Origin of the sequence: Peptostreptococcus anaerobius VPI 4330 = DSM 2949 (genome assembly GCF_000381525.1) — a bacterium.
Lineage (GTDB): Bacteria > Bacillota > Clostridia > Peptostreptococcales > Peptostreptococcaceae > Peptostreptococcus > Peptostreptococcus anaerobius.
Genome location: NZ_KB906612.1, coordinates 52,783 through 67,114, shown reverse-complemented (window position 1 = coordinate 67,114; position 14,332 = coordinate 52,783). Strand labels below are relative to the sequence as shown.

Here is a 14,332-nt window from a genome sequence, read left to right as displayed (position 1 = left end):
ATTTTTTATATTTGTTAACCCATTGATAAAGAATATTTGTATTTATTCCAGATTTAAGTGCTGTTTCTTCGTAAGAATTTCCTGCTAATACTTTTGATACAAGCTTAAACTTTTCTTCTGCACTCCACTTTTTATTCTGTTCATTGTGTTTAAGGATTTCTTCTCCATGAAAATCTACAAGTTTGCTCCAATATCTAATTTTGTCTCTAAACGTACGAGGTTTAACACCTTCTGGTGTTTCCATCCACTTTCCTTGTTTGTATAGTTCTACGCATTCTTTTTTGAATTCATAACTATATCGCATAAAAATACCCTCCTTACTGGTTTGTCCAGTAAAGAGGGTACATATCAAATTTGACCTCCTTTTTTATTTACTATCAATAATATTGTTTATGTTAAAAGGAGGCAACACCACACAATCAACTCTATGAAACAATTAAAAAAATAGCCCACTAAGTGAGCTATTTCAAAAACTATTTAGCCGAGATGCTTTCAGTTATGTTGATGATGTTTTCCATCGATCCAACCAAACTGCTCATCTTGTCCATTCCTATTCTTTCCATCTTTTGTTCCAATGACCCCTTTAGGTAAGTCATGAAATTGTCTGACAATACATCACCAGCTTCAGTCATAACTATTATGTACCTACGTCTGTCTTTCTTGTCATTTACCCTCTCAACATATCCTTTTTCAACTAGGTCGTCAATCATAGTTGTCAAACTTCCCTTTTCAATATTTAACATATTGCAAAGTTCTGTCATATTGATTGCTCCATAGTTCTTGATGAATGTCAACGCCCTCAACTGCGTCTTATTAACATTCTTGTCCGATATGAACTTTTTGATATCTTCTAGGTAAAAATCGTTAAATAGTTTAGGTAGTGACTTAACCAAGAATGATATTGTGGTTTCGATACTGTTTTGCATTTTTTATTTCCCTCCGTTTCCTTATACCATCATAGTATAATAAATATTAAAACAAATTTCAAGAATTTTAACCTATTTTTTGGGTAAAATAACAAAAAATCTACTAAATTAGTTATCTTAAAAATATACTTAATAATTCTCAATAAAAAATCAATTAATTCCAAAGCAAATTTTTATATTTTCTTATTAATTGTTTTAGTTTTTCGTTTTTTGTCTCTAGATAGGCAAGTATTCTGCGATAGATGAAATCTGTCTTTTAACAAACTCGGGACAAAATTCATCCTACACTCACATATTACTATCTAAAGCTTAACTAATGTTTAACTAACATTATATATCTAACATAATTTGAAATAAAATTTACAAAAGACTTAAATTGTGTGAATTTTAGACTCAATTGTACTATTTTTAGTATATTGTATACATATCAAAAACACATATATAACTAATGCAATATAATTCATTATATTATATATTCTTTCCAAATTTATATCCTATAATCACGTCTATACTAATTATATTAAAGAAATTTTTACATAAATTTAACTTATTAATAGTCCTAGATACTTGTTTTTTTGAAACCAATACTGTAAACTAAATATATTATAGAAAATGGAGGTAATAAATTGTTGGAAATTTTTAAAGCGATATTCCTCGGTATAGTCCAAGGAATCACAGAATGGTTGCCTGTCTCTAGTACAGGACATATGATTTTAGTCGACCAGTTTCTACACTTGGCAGGAAGCAAAAAGTTTGTCGATACTTTCTTAGTCGTCATACAGTTCGGCTCCATATTAGCCGTTTTAATACTTTATTTTGAGAAACTTAACCCTTTCTCCAAGAATAAGGGTCCAAAGGCTAGAAAGGCCACGTGGGACCTGTGGATCAAGGTTGTAATAGCAGTCATACCATCGGGTCTGATAGGGGTATTATTTGAGAAGAAAATCGACGAGGTCTTCTTCAATCCTACAGTTGTAGCCCTAGCCCTAATCGTATACGGTATCATAATGATATGGCTAGAATCAAGACACAAGAGACCTAATATCACCAAGTTCTCTCAGGTGTCCTACAAGACAGCCCTGATGATAGGTATGTTTCAGGTCCTAGCCCTAGTACCAGGTACATCTAGGTCAGGATCTACTATTATAGGTGCTACCCTACTAGGTACATCTAGGTTTGTAGCGGCGGAATTCTCATTTTTCCTAGCTATACCTACCATGCTTGGAGCCAGCCTACTCAAGTTGCTCAAGGCGGGGTTTGCCTTTACAGGGTTTGAATGGTTTATCATGCTTGTAGGCTCTGTGACAGCCTTTGTAGTGTCTGTAATCGTCATCAAGATGTTTATGTCATACATCAAGAAGCACAGCTTTAAATCCTTTGGTATATACAGGATATGCCTTGGTATATTGGTATTTGTATACTTTGCCTTTGCAGGTTAATAAAAATTTACGGCGTTAGTAAAGAGGTCGAATTCCTCTTACTAACGCCATATTTATATTGCTATTTTATATTTTATCAATACATACTTTATATGCTTATCACATGTATTATTCAACTATATGTCACTCTCATAAGATTTATCAGTATTAGACAAGGCTTAGTTGTCCCTCGTAAAAACAGGAGTGGTAAAACCACTCCTGTAAAATCCACTAATATTTAAACCAGCGTTTTATATATTTTTATAATCTTATAATCCTAAGCTATCAACAACTGCCTTCATAAAATCAGCCGCTACAACTCCACCTACCTGGTTAACATTTTTATTTAAAGCTTCCTTATTATCCTTTAAGTATTTAGCCTGATCAGCGTTTAACTTTCCATCTGCTAGCACTATTGGATAACCATCCTTAGAAGCAAGTACACTTGAAGTCTGAGCATCAACCAACTTGTCATTAGCTCCACTTGCAACTATAAGACCCTTTATAGCTATATTAGAAGGATAGTATTTCTTAAGTATCGCAAGGTTAGTATCATATCTATTAGATCCAGATATTCTATCAACTGTTGGAGCTGACGCTACAGCCTTAAGATCTTTAAGTGCTTGAGTTGATATAGAAGCTTCTCCACCTACTGCTACTATATTTCTAACACCAGCCTGTCCTAAGAAATCTCTAACATCCTTACTAACTCTAGCCTTAGGTACAACCAACACTGGTGAAACCTTATCTGCTGGTTTATTAGCAGCCACTGGAGCTATAGACATAGCATCAGCCGCACCATCACCGCCTACTGCAAACACACTTGATTCCATATGATTTTTTAACTTCTTTGCTACGCTTAGTGATGTATCAAATCTATTTGCACCAGCAAGTCTCTCAACTACTACATTTGGATATTTTTCCATTAACTGTTTTTTAACAGATGCAGGAACAGAAGACTCGCCACCAACTATATAAACAGTCTTATTGTAAAGTTTACCGCAAGCTCTCTCTATTTCTGCAAGAGTATTACTGCTTAATCCATTCTTATCAGCTAATAGAATCGGAGCATTAACAGATGATGCAAGAGGAGCCGCTGATAGACCATCTATAACAGAGTTTCCACCAACTATTACAACTGACTTAGCTTCACCATCCTTAAAGCTTTCCTTTGATACTTCAATAGCTGTTTCGTATCTATTTGCACCAATTAACTTAGTAAACTTACCTACAACTACATCTTCTGGAGTAAGTAAATCATTCTTAACAACCTGAAGGTCTGTTGCATTTTTACCAGTAAGAGCTATCTTTAGGTTAATCTTTCTTGTAGCATCATTTGCATCTTCTGCATCAACAGTAAACTCAAGTGCAAATTTACCATCTCTATTAACAATTTTCGCTTTCTTCAAATTCTCTGATAATTTATCAGCCTTGTAGCTAGTACCTTCATGGTTAAATATACCATCTCCCTTTGCAGCATTTTTCAACTTATTTACAAAGTCTGCACCTTCCTTAGTATAGCCACCATCTTTAGTAAACACATCTTCTAACTTAACTTCCTTAGTCACGATATCCTTTAACACATAAACTTCTGTGTCACCAGTCGGAACATCTATCTGAGTTCTCTTACCATCTTCACTAGTAAGATTTTTAAATCCAGTAACCTTATCATAAGCTGACTGTTCTATTCCTTCTAAACGGTTACCATCTTTATCAGTAACATTAAGTTCAGTCTTATCTGTCACAACATCATGAAGATCAATTGCCTTATCACCTAGCTCAAGCTTAACTACAGCACCACTTGTTAATTTTGCTTCAATCTTTTTAACATCATCAGCAGCATCGTATGATGCTTTGGCAACAGTCCATACTTTATCATTAACCTTTAATTCTTTTACGAATCCAGCCTTATTGTTTTTGTCATCCTTATTATTGTTAGTTTCGTCAACCTTAACAAACTTAGCTAGGAAATTAGCAACATCATCAATTTTCTGTTCAGTCTTTTGATCATTTGCATCTTTCGTTATTAGCTTATCAGTTGTAATTTCAACTGCTTCGCCATCTTTAGTAGCTCCCTTGTCAACTATTGATACAATTGCTTCCTTATTGTTAATAACCAACTTTTCTATTAAATAAGAAGCCTTCGCAGCATCAGTCACTATGTACTCATGACCACCCTGAACTTTCTTTACATTTGAATCATTGATAAACTGAGTATAATCTAATTTTCTACCAGCTTCCTTATCCTTTAATAGACCATTTGATTCCAGATCTTTTACTTCATCTTTAACTGATAATACAACTAAATACTGAGATTTCTGATAATCCTCTATGTCATCAGTCTTTTTGTAGTCATCTCCACCTATACCTTCATTATTTGTAACCTTGTACTGCTTACCTAAAGCTTCCTTTATTTTAGCAGACACTGTATCAGCAGATACTTCTAAATGTTCATTCACAGCAGCATTTGCTATTGCTGGAGCTACAGTTGTTACAGCAGTAGCAGCAGCCATTAAAACAGCTATTTGTTTCTTCATTTTTATAATTCCTCCCAACATATTATTCAATTACATTCCATTATTTAACAAATAGTGACCACTGGTCACTATTTCTTTCTCACACTATAATAATATTACAATTTTGTAATTTTATCAAGTCTTTTTTTGAAATTTGTCTGTTTTTTTATGTATTTCTCTGTCCATTATAGTATATTTGCGCAAGTATTACAAGCTGTTTATTCATTTTGGGCTAGTTTTAACTATTTGTTTAATAAATTACAAACCCCCTCACAGTAAGGAGGGGGTAGGGGTAATAAGGTTCATATTGACAAATGTTACATTTTTTTATTTTATGTAACCTTTTACCGTGTTGGAATGAGTATATACTATCAATAATTTTATTTTACTTTTGACTTTTTTGCTTTTGACTTTTTGCTTTTAACTTTTTTGCTTTTGACTTTTTTCTTTTGACTTCTTATCTTTTCCCTATCTTTTTACGTTCTGATAGGTTGCTCTGTATTATCGCATCTGCTTTTGCCCTTAGACTATCTGTTTTTAGATTTGTCTCAGGATTATCTTTTTTGGATTCGCTTATCTCCATGAAACAGTCAAATACCTTGTCTAACACGTCCTCTGGTATCTTGCCTAGTTCATATAGTTTCTTTGGTTCAAGCTCTCTTAGTACTATAAAATACCTACTCTGGTGGCTCTCTCTTAAAAATATATATCCACACTGGTACTCTATTATATAGTCCATAGACATCCTAATCTTGTCCTTCAATAGCTTTTTTAACATATAAAAGAACCTGTTCACTATATCCATTTCGCAACCTGCACCTCCCAATATTCTAACATACTCATTACTATAGCCTGTGAGAATCTCTATCTCCTTGTTGCTATAGCCATACATATTGATAAATATATCGACCACCAAGCTCAGTAGGCCACTACGCATCGATTTGAGGCTTTCTATTTTGACCTGTTCTCCCCTATGTTCATCAGCCAACTCGACCATATCATCTATGTTCTCTTGTGTGGTCCTGTTAGACATCCTCAGTGCCATAGATAGACATAGGTACTCGCTATCTATATATTGCTTGGCTAGGTCTACCAAGGCCTTCTCTAGGTCTTCCTTTGACAGATCATCTGTGTAGCTTCCGTCCTGGTTGATCGAGTCCGGCTCCTCATGTGCCTGTATTATCAGATACTCTGAATTGATCTTATTAATCACATTGTGCAATCCTGGTCTGCTACTGACAAATATCCTCTTGTCCAGCCTCGTTTTAAATACACTTTCTCTTAATACTTGGTAATTAATCAAATCTTGTTCTCTTGACATTATACTCATAAGTTCGCCGATTCGATCATCGAAGTTCATAAGTTACCTCCTATTTATACTTTTTGGGGTATTTACTCTTCCCAACAACTATAATTTATCACATAAAATCCAACCTGTCACCATGGTTAGTGAAATAACTTGTTTTCTAATGTTTTGCCTTTGCAAAATCTCTAAATATTATTAAACCAAAATGCAACATTTGTTATTTTTTTTAAGGTTTTTGACTTTTTAAAGAGATCTAGGCCGGTAGTTCCAGCCTAGTCCCTTTATAAAATTTTTTTATTGACAACTTTATTTTATTATGATAATATTCATTCTTACATTAATAAAACATACTATTTGCCTATTTTTACTTGTTTCTTTTTTAATATAGTAATTATATTCATCATTCGACTTAATTTCTTGCTAGACTAGTCTCTATAGCCCTTGTCAGTGATTTTATACTATCTGCTAGCTGGTCGATCTTATTCTCCATCCTGACTAGTAGGTATACAGACATAGCTATCGGAAATCCTACGTTCTGTACTAGTTGTATGACTTGATCTTGCAATCACTATTCTATGATTAAATCCATAGCCTCTATTGATGTATCGACCAGTCTTGCTGATACAGCCTCTACTATTGGCTTGCCCTTGACTATCAGTGCCTTTTTCTCAACCATTAGGTCCATCACTGCCTTTACATTGGCCTCTGATACGTCCTCTCTAACCCTGTGTAGTGTCATAGATGTCTGTACCTTGTCCTCGTTCTTAAAATAAAATACTAAATACTTTTCCTTTGTCATTGTTATTCTCCTCTCTTTTTACGAATAGTTTGTTAAATACTAGCTATATTGCCTTTGTCTCTACCCTAGACATATCCACAAGGTTGAGTGTCTGTAGTCCAGCTACTGCCCTACCTATAGCCTGTAGGTCTTCTACTCCTACCTGTGGGTTTATCCTATTGACCACTACTGTTGCATACTTTTTCTTGTTGTTCTTGTCTACTCCGTTTTCTAGTCTTAGTTTCAAACTTGTCTTTTCGATTGCTGCCATTTACTTTTCCTCCTAAATATTATTTGCTATTGATCCGGATCTGTAGGACTAGCTCTTTCCTACAAGACCATTCTAACCCATAAGCATATATATCTATAAACATACAATTTGGAATTTTTAGTTTTTTTAGCCTATTAAAAATGAGTGATAACAAGGTTATCAGAATAACCCTATCATCACTCATTTAAGTTGCATAGCAAATGGTGCCTTAAAGCTCAATATCCAGTCGACAAGTCCTGCACTGATCAATTACCTAATCCAGTCAACAAGTCCTGCACTTATCAATTACCTATATTAATGAAGAAAAAAATCATGTACGTCAAACTTTTAGCCCCAATAACCCTTGAAAATAGACGGTAAAAAGGGAGTCTCTAGAGACTCCCTTTACACGTTGATATATCTATTATTTAGCTCCTAGAGCTGCCATTGTAATGTAGTTATATGGCTGGTTGAAGTGTGGTAGGAAGAAGATGTCTAGAAGAGCTATTCTGTCTATTGTTACCTTTTCCTGAATTGCTAGTGAGAACATGTGGATACCCATTGACATATCGTATTCTGATGCCATCTGAGCACCTAGTACTACTCTAGTCTTCTTGTCATATATTATTCTCAACTTAACGTCTGGGTTAGTAGTTTCTATAAATCCTGGCTTCTGTGTATCTTCAAAGTCAGTGTATTCTACTTCTATTCCAAGCTTTTCAGCCTTACCAACTGTTATACCAGTTGATACCATCTTTAGGTCATATATACAGATACCATTTGATCCCTGTACACCTATTGATTCTATTTCTGTACCTGCTGCATTGTGAGCTGCTACGATACCACTTCTAACTGCGTTTGTAGCAAGTGCAATGTAGTTTGTATTGTCTATTGCATTATCGTATACAGTAGCACAGTCACCTATAGCATATACATCCTTCATGCTAGTTTCCTGCTTCTTGTTTACTAGGTATGAACCATTTCTAAATAGCTCTAATGATTCTTTACCAAGAGCGTTATTTGGTCTAAATCCTATTGATAGAATTACCATTTCTGCTGGTATTTCCTTCTTGTCTGTAACAACTGTACAAACCTTACCATCCTTGCCCTTTAGTTCCTTAACCATCTGGCCAAACTCAAGGTTTATGTTGTGCTTAGCTAGGTTTTCCTTCATCATGCTAGTGAATGGCTCGTCATAGTATGCTGGAAGACAAGTATCAGCTATATCAATCATAGTTACGTTCTTGCCATGTCTTTCAAATGCTTCTGCTAATTCAACACCTATATAACCTGCACCAACAACTGTTATATTCTTTATTTCTGGATTCTTTATCTTTTCTATTACTTCAGCAGCATTCTGGTATAACTTAACCTGCTGTACATTTTCTAAGTCCTTACCAGGTATGTTTGGTATTATTGGAAGAGAACCAGTTGCAAGTATTAACTTGTCATATGACTCTTCAACTTCTGTTCCATCATTTAATTTTACAAATACCTTCTTCTGATCGTAATCTACCTTATATACCTCAGCTTCCATTGTTACCTTAGCTCCCATAGCTTCTAGAGAAGCCTTGTCAGCGTAGAATAGACCATCTGGCTTAGATATCTGGTTACCAATCCAAAGTGCCATACCACATCCAAGGAATGAAATATTGTTGTTTCTGTCATATACAACAACTTCATGTTTGTCTGCATAGTTACCTAATAATGTCTTAACTGCCGCTGTACCAGCGTGGTTTGCTCCTACTACTACTATTTTGCTCATAAGTATCCTCCAAAATTTTTATTTTTTAGTTAAAGCTTATTTGGTGTGAAAAGCATTTCTCTACACAACCATTTAATGCTAGTACTATATTACCCCACAAGTTTTTGTTTTAAACAAGTATCTGATAAAATTTTATTATAACAATTATAACCGAGGTTATTTATAGCAACACCCTAACCCTTGACCCCAGTCTTTGCAATACCTTGGACTATATGCTTCTGTATCAAAATAAATATAAAAAATGTAGGTAGGGTAGCAACTAGACTGGCTGCTGTCTGTAGTTCCCAACTAGTCTTGTAAAGTGACTGAAAATCTGTCAAGGCTAGGGGTATAGTCTTCATAGCTGGATCAACTATAAAGGCATTGGCAAACAAGAGGTCTCCCCATGAAACTATAAAGGCAAAGAGACCAGCAGTTATTATACCCGGAGCTAGTAGGGGCATCAATATTATCCTGACTGCCTTGACCCTTGAACACCCATCTATCCATGCTGCCTCTTCTAGATCTATTGGTATAGACGATATATATGAATACATCAACCATACTGTCATAGGTAGACTCACAGCAGTGTTGGCGATTATAAGTGACAGGTGGGTATTTAAGATTCCCATATCCCTAAATATAATACTCATTGGGTTGGCAAGCACCACTGCAGCAAACATCTGTGTCACTACAATTATCATCAAAAAATAATTCTTGAATTTGAACCTATACCTATTGGCACCATAGGCTGCAAAAGTCCCCAGTATTACACACACTATTGCTGGTACTATTGATACTATAAGGCTGTTTATAAGGGGTCTTACTATAGACTTGTCCCCTGCTAGTATGTCATAGTAGTTTGACCACTGTAATTGACCACCAAACCAAGTAGGTGGCCATACAGTCACATCATTGTAGGTCTTTAGGGATGTATTTAGCATTATGAATATAGGAGATATGAGTAGAGCTACAAAGACAAAATATACAAGTGTCCTTATAAGCTTGTACCAATCAGACCTCTTCTTGTAGTTAAAGCTTGAACCCTTTTTAAAACTATTGTATCCTATATTTTTAGTTTTCAAGCTCTTATCTTTTATATGTTTCATTTAGGCCTCCTTGTCCATTTTACTTATGAGTCTAATATAGATAAATGTTATCATAAGCAAAAATGTAAATACTATTACTGATAGGGCTGAACTAGCACCTAGGTCAAACCTAGAAAATGCTTCTTGGTATATCCTGATCACTATGGTCTCTGTAGACCTCATTGGGCCACCACCTGTCAGTACAAATATCACATTGAATGAGTTGAAGGTCCATATAGTAACCAAAAGACCTGTCACAAGAATCAGCTTTTTCATCTCTTCTAATGTTATAAATTTAAACCTATGGAATATATTGGCGCCATCTATCTTGGCACTCTCATATAATGACCTATCTATTGATGTAAGACCTGACAAGAATATCATTGACACAAGGGATACACCCAGCCATGCATCTACAAATGCTGCACATATAAATGCTATGTCAGGATCTGATAACCATACTATATTGTGTTCTATAATTCCAAACTTGATCAAATAATAGTTCAAGTATCCGTAGTTGCCGTCCAAAATCCACTTCCATACTATTGCTACACTGACCTGTTGTATAGCCCAAGGTAGCAAGGATAAGAACCTGAGTGTCTTGGTAAAATACATATCACTGTTCAAAAACATAGCCATGAAAAATCCTAGCACCATTTTTATAATAACAGTTATAATAGTGTACTTAAGAGTCAATAGCATAGTGTCCTTGAATAGCTTGTCACCTAGTACTGCCTTAAAGTTATCAAGACCTACAAAATCCATTTGTCCAGTCAAGATAGATGTCTTTGAAACTGACTCCAAAAATACTAGACCTATTGGGTATACATAAAGAGCCAGCATTATCAATAGCACAGGACCAATTAGTATGTATGGCATCATTTTATTTATTTTTTTACTTTCCATACTACCTCCTCGTATAATAAAAGCCCGACTAGTAAACTAATCAGGCTAGTATTTTTCTTATTATTTTGCTAGTTTTATATTGCTTATTTAGCTAATTCAGCCTGAGCTGCATCAAGTGCATCCTTAGCAGCCATCTTACCTGTTATAGTCTTCTGAACTGCTGTTATAAAACTCTTGTTGAAATCATCCCAGTTTGGAACGTGTGGCTCAGCAACACCATTTGGTATTGATGCTGCAAATGGCTTCATAAAGTCATCCTTGAAACGAGCGTCATTTTCTTCGTCCTTAAGTATTGGGAACCATCCAAATGCTTCTGATACTGGTCTCTGGTATTCAGGCTGTCCCATAAACTCTACAAACTTCCATGCTGTTTCCTTATTCTTGCTTAGTGAAGATATAACATATGAGTCAGTAACTAGTGTCTCAGCTGCGACTGCACCCTTTGGAAGTGGAGCTACTGCATATGGAGCTTTTTCCTTGCCTGAGTCCATTGTTTCTTTTTCCCATGGACCTGATATGAACATAGCCAAGTTACCATTTTTGAATAGTTTAGACTGGTCATTTCTCTTCATAGATACTGGATCCGGTATTACGCCATCAGCATTGAACTTCTTTAGGTATTCAAGAGTTGCAACATTCTTTGAATCATTTAGAGTAAATTCACCCTTTTCATTTACCATTCTACCTTCGTTCTGGTATATAAAGTTCAATATTTCATCTGTACCACTTTCCATATCTGTAGGTATAGCAAAACCATATACCTTAGGATTGTCAGCGTGAACCTGCTTAGCAGTAGCCAGTAATTCATCCCAAGTTGTTGGTGCCTTTTTAACTAGGTCAGTTCTATAGTATATGGCTCTTGATGAAAATGCCATTGGTATACCATACTGCTTACCTGAGAAGTTTGCTGTATTTAGTACATTTTCTACTCTCTTAGCCTTGAAATCATCATTCATATACTTAGATAGGTCTTCTACTGCTCCCATTTCTCCAAGCTGCTGTAATGTTCTAGTACCTACAAGCATGATGTCCGGAGCTTCCTTTGACTGATACATCTGTACAACCTTTGAGTTTAGTTCTTCCCATCCAACAGATACTATTTCTATCTTAGTATTTGGATTTGCCTTTTCAAATCCTGCTATACCTGTGTCTAGTTCCTTCTTTAGGTAACCTCCATCATAACCAGGTACTAACATTTTTAACGTAGTTGCTTCTTTGCTGTCCGCTTTCTTATCATCAGACTTGCCACAACCAGTTAAGACCATAGACATAGCCATAGTAACTGCCAAACTTTTTGCAAATAATCCTTTCATATCTTACCTCCCATAATTAATTATATCAATTATACCACTATTTCAAATATTTATATATATGTTTGTTATATTAAACTAGTTTATGTATGATTGTTTTTTTCTATATTTAGGTGTTTACTTATATATAAAATATATACCAATTAATTATCTAATCGATTCTTGCTATTGATTGTTTTATATGCTATTATTAATGTGTTTTATAAAAAAGGGGGGTACTTATGAGATTCTATAATTCAATTACTAATTTTAGTAAGTCGGATAAATCAGGCTTAATTTGTATCAACAATAGAGCTTGTGGCAATAACACAATAACAAATATTGCAGATACAAGGCTAGATGACCTATACAGTCTTGAACCAAAATACGGACTTGAAGTAATATCAAACGAAGAAGTTGGTTTCTTTATTCTTTTAGACCTTGAAGAGCAATCACAAGTGAATATAAATTCATCAAAAGATCTTGGTTGGTGGGGTTTGGATAAAAATTACAGGTTGGCTGTAAAATCATCATCTCCAAGTCTAAATATTAGTACCAATTTCGTAGGATTTGTTGTAGATGATGACAATATTGAAAAAGCAGATATACTCCTAGATAAAAAAAGTATGCTCTGCTCCAAATCTCAGGTCCTTGTATATGTATCTGTTGAACATTTAAACTCATCATCTAATATATATACTGAATACAATACTGAATACAAAAATTCAAAGGACCTTTATCTTGACATTAATCTCTATAGGTCTGATGGGTACGATTCAGAAGAAATTGTTGATAGCTCACGATTTAATATCAATGTCCTAGATTTTAGTCTAGAAGATGATGACGATTATTTCTATATGGATCTATGGCAGCATCCTTCGTCATGGGCTAGACAAGCGGATCTTGAATATTATAGTGATGAACACTTTGAACTTATAGAAAAATACCTAAGGGGCATGAAAAGACTAGGTCAAAAGGTAATAGACCTAATAGTATCTGACTTTCCTTGGGCTGGTCAAATGTGTTTTGCTGTAGATAAGAATCCTTCAAGGCTCTATGAATACAATATAATAGACGTTACAAAAGAGGACGGAATTTATAAGTTTGACTATACAAAACTCGACAGGTATATAGATTTGTGCATGAAGTTAGGAATAGATAAGGAAATAAATATATTTGGTATACTTGGCAACTGGCATGGTTATGATTTCGGTTCACCAATCCAAGGCTATCCAGACCCTATAAGGATTAGGTATTATGATATTGACAGGGGTGTATATGATTATATAAGAGACAAGGATACCCTATCAGACTATATATCTAATTTGTTTGACCACTTAAATGAGCTCGGTCTAATAGATATAACTTATGTAATCGGTGATGAGCCAGGCAATATAGACAAGTTTAATTTATACTCTAGCTTCTTGGAAAGTTCAACTCACCATCCTATAAAATACAAGTATGCTCTACACAGCACTGAATTTATTGAAAACTATGACAAGGACCTTGAATCTTTTTCTATAAATGTGTTTAACCTAGCTAGTTACTGTAAGGATGGACAAATTACTGGTAAAATTGGAGAAAACTCCCACAAAATGACTTGGTACTCTTGTTGTTTCCCTCAGACTTTTAATATATTCATTAAGAGTCCCCTAATTGAGTCAATGTTGACTGGCTTTTATACTTATATCTGGAATATGAAGGGTATGCTCAGGTGGGCATATGGGCTCTATGTTGAAGACCCAATTTCTAATATAAGATACAAGCCAAATAAATGGCCAGCTGGGGATATGCTATATGTCTATCCAAACAAGGACAAGAGTCCCCTATCATCACTTAGGGAAAAAAACACCCTATATGGAGTGCAGGACTTCAATATATTCAAGAAATTAGAAGGCAAGATACCTAATTTATATGATAGAATAAGGAATGACTTTGGCATAAAAATCAACATAGGTAAAAAATCATGCGATACTAACCTAGCTGATAGTCCAATAAATGGAGACATAGTCCTAGATGACTATCCAGACTACAATAAATATAGGTCTATTAGAAATAGCTATATCAAGGAATATATAGAAAAAGTATAGAAATAAATAAATAGAAAAAAG

At 34.8% G+C, this 14,332-nt stretch carries 13 protein-coding genes; 2 read left to right on the top strand and 11 right to left on the bottom strand.

The features are described from left to right. Both F823_RS0104080 and F823_RS0104075 read right to left on the bottom strand, forming a co-directional pair. The coding region (locus tag F823_RS0104080) for a transposase (RefSeq protein ID WP_019595411.1) at window positions 1-304 on the bottom strand (304 nt) is incomplete at its 3' end. Window positions 305-473: 169 nt separating this feature from the next. Then, window positions 474-926 (bottom strand): MarR family winged helix-turn-helix transcriptional regulator, encoded by a 453-nt coding sequence (locus F823_RS0104075; RefSeq protein WP_002845472.1) that lies wholly within the window; start codon window positions 924-926, stop codon window positions 474-476. A 626-nt stretch (window positions 927-1,552) separates the two neighbouring features. Here F823_RS0104075 and F823_RS0104070 point away from each other — a divergent pair. Then, window positions 1,553-2,365 (top strand): undecaprenyl-diphosphate phosphatase, encoded by an 813-nt coding sequence (locus tag F823_RS0104070; RefSeq protein ID WP_019595410.1) that lies wholly within the window; start codon window positions 1,553-1,555, stop codon window positions 2,363-2,365. Window positions 2,366-2,613: 248 nt separating this feature from the next. On the opposite strand, the gene F823_RS0104065 is transcribed toward F823_RS0104070, so the two are convergent. The 9 genes from F823_RS0104065 to F823_RS0104025 all read right to left on the bottom strand — a co-directional run bounded on the left by F823_RS0104065 (window position 2,614) and on the right by F823_RS0104025 (window position 12,245). Continuing rightward, window positions 2,614-4,881, bottom strand: coding sequence for a cell wall-binding repeat-containing protein (locus F823_RS0104065; protein ID WP_019595409.1), 2,268 nt, complete (start codon window positions 4,879-4,881; stop codon window positions 2,614-2,616). A gap of 436 nt (window positions 4,882-5,317) precedes the next feature. Next, on the bottom strand, window positions 5,318-6,220 hold the full coding sequence (locus tag F823_RS0104060; RefSeq protein WP_019595408.1) for a hypothetical protein: 903 nt from the start codon (window positions 6,218-6,220) through the stop codon (window positions 5,318-5,320). Window positions 6,221-6,575: 355 nt separating this feature from the next. Continuing rightward, on the bottom strand, window positions 6,576-6,731 hold the full coding sequence (locus F823_RS10830) for a YvrJ family protein (protein ID WP_002844546.1): 156 nt from the start codon (window positions 6,729-6,731) through the stop codon (window positions 6,576-6,578). Between the two features lie 3 nt (window positions 6,732-6,734). Further along, window positions 6,735-6,965 carry a DUF2922 domain-containing protein gene (locus F823_RS0104050; RefSeq protein ID WP_002844553.1) on the bottom strand — a complete coding sequence of 77 codons (231 nt, stop codon included), beginning with the start codon at window positions 6,963-6,965 and terminating at the stop codon, window positions 6,735-6,737. Between the two features lie 43 nt (window positions 6,966-7,008). Then, window positions 7,009-7,215, bottom strand: coding sequence for a DUF1659 domain-containing protein (locus tag F823_RS0104045; protein ID WP_002844471.1), 207 nt, complete (start codon window positions 7,213-7,215; stop codon window positions 7,009-7,011). 403 nt (window positions 7,216-7,618) lie between these two features. Further along, window positions 7,619-8,959 carry a H2O-forming NADH oxidase gene (gene nox / locus F823_RS0104040; RefSeq protein WP_002845478.1) on the bottom strand — a complete coding sequence of 447 codons (1,341 nt, stop codon included), beginning with the start codon at window positions 8,957-8,959 and terminating at the stop codon, window positions 7,619-7,621. A gap of 173 nt (window positions 8,960-9,132) precedes the next feature. Further along, a complete protein-coding gene (locus tag F823_RS0104035) occupies window positions 9,133-10,047 on the bottom strand; it encodes a carbohydrate ABC transporter permease (protein ID WP_002844502.1) in 915 nt (304 codons plus the stop codon). Then, on the bottom strand, window positions 10,048-10,932 hold the full coding sequence (locus tag F823_RS0104030; protein ID WP_002844413.1) for a carbohydrate ABC transporter permease: 885 nt from the start codon (window positions 10,930-10,932) through the stop codon (window positions 10,048-10,050). Window positions 10,933-11,015: 83 nt separating this feature from the next. Continuing rightward, window positions 11,016-12,245, bottom strand: coding sequence for an ABC transporter substrate-binding protein (locus tag F823_RS0104025; protein ID WP_019595407.1), 1,230 nt, complete (start codon window positions 12,243-12,245; stop codon window positions 11,016-11,018). Window positions 12,246-12,463: 218 nt separating this feature from the next. On the opposite strand from F823_RS0104025, the gene F823_RS0104020 reads away from it, so the two are divergent. Then, complete coding sequence (locus tag F823_RS0104020) at window positions 12,464-14,311, top strand: DUF4091 domain-containing protein (RefSeq protein WP_002845481.1); 1,848 nt, start codon at window positions 12,464-12,466, stop codon at window positions 14,309-14,311. The last annotated feature ends 21 nt before the right edge of the window (window positions 14,312-14,332 follow it).

What these genes read in the sequence shown, in the direction of transcription:
- F823_RS0104075 (WP_002845472.1), bottom strand. Translation starts at nt 926, where the DNA reads ATGCAAAACAGTATCGAAACCACAATATCATTCTTGGTTAAGTCACTA.
- F823_RS0104065 (WP_019595409.1), bottom strand. Translation starts at nt 4,881, where the DNA reads ATGAAGAAACAAATAGCTGTTTTAATGGCTGCTGCTACTGCTGTAACA.
- F823_RS0104060 (WP_019595408.1), bottom strand. Translation starts at nt 6,220, where the DNA reads ATGAACTTCGATGATCGAATCGGCGAACTTATGAGTATAATGTCAAGA.
- F823_RS0104050 (WP_002844553.1), bottom strand. Translation starts at nt 6,965, where the DNA reads ATGACAAAGGAAAAGTATTTAGTATTTTATTTTAAGAACGAGGACAAG.
- F823_RS0104045 (WP_002844471.1), bottom strand. Translation starts at nt 7,215, where the DNA reads ATGGCAGCAATCGAAAAGACAAGTTTGAAACTAAGACTAGAAAACGGA.
- nox (WP_002845478.1), bottom strand. Translation starts at nt 8,959, where the DNA reads ATGAGCAAAATAGTAGTAGTAGGAGCAAACCACGCTGGTACAGCGGCA.
- F823_RS0104035 (WP_002844502.1), bottom strand. Translation starts at nt 10,047, where the DNA reads ATGAAACATATAAAAGATAAGAGCTTGAAAACTAAAAATATAGGATAC.
- F823_RS0104030 (WP_002844413.1), bottom strand. Translation starts at nt 10,932, where the DNA reads ATGGAAAGTAAAAAAATAAATAAAATGATGCCATACATACTAATTGGT.
- F823_RS0104025 (WP_019595407.1), bottom strand. Translation starts at nt 12,245, where the DNA reads ATGAAAGGATTATTTGCAAAAAGTTTGGCAGTTACTATGGCTATGTCT.
- F823_RS0104020 (WP_002845481.1), top strand. Translation starts at nt 12,464, where the DNA reads ATGAGATTCTATAATTCAATTACTAATTTTAGTAAGTCGGATAAATCA.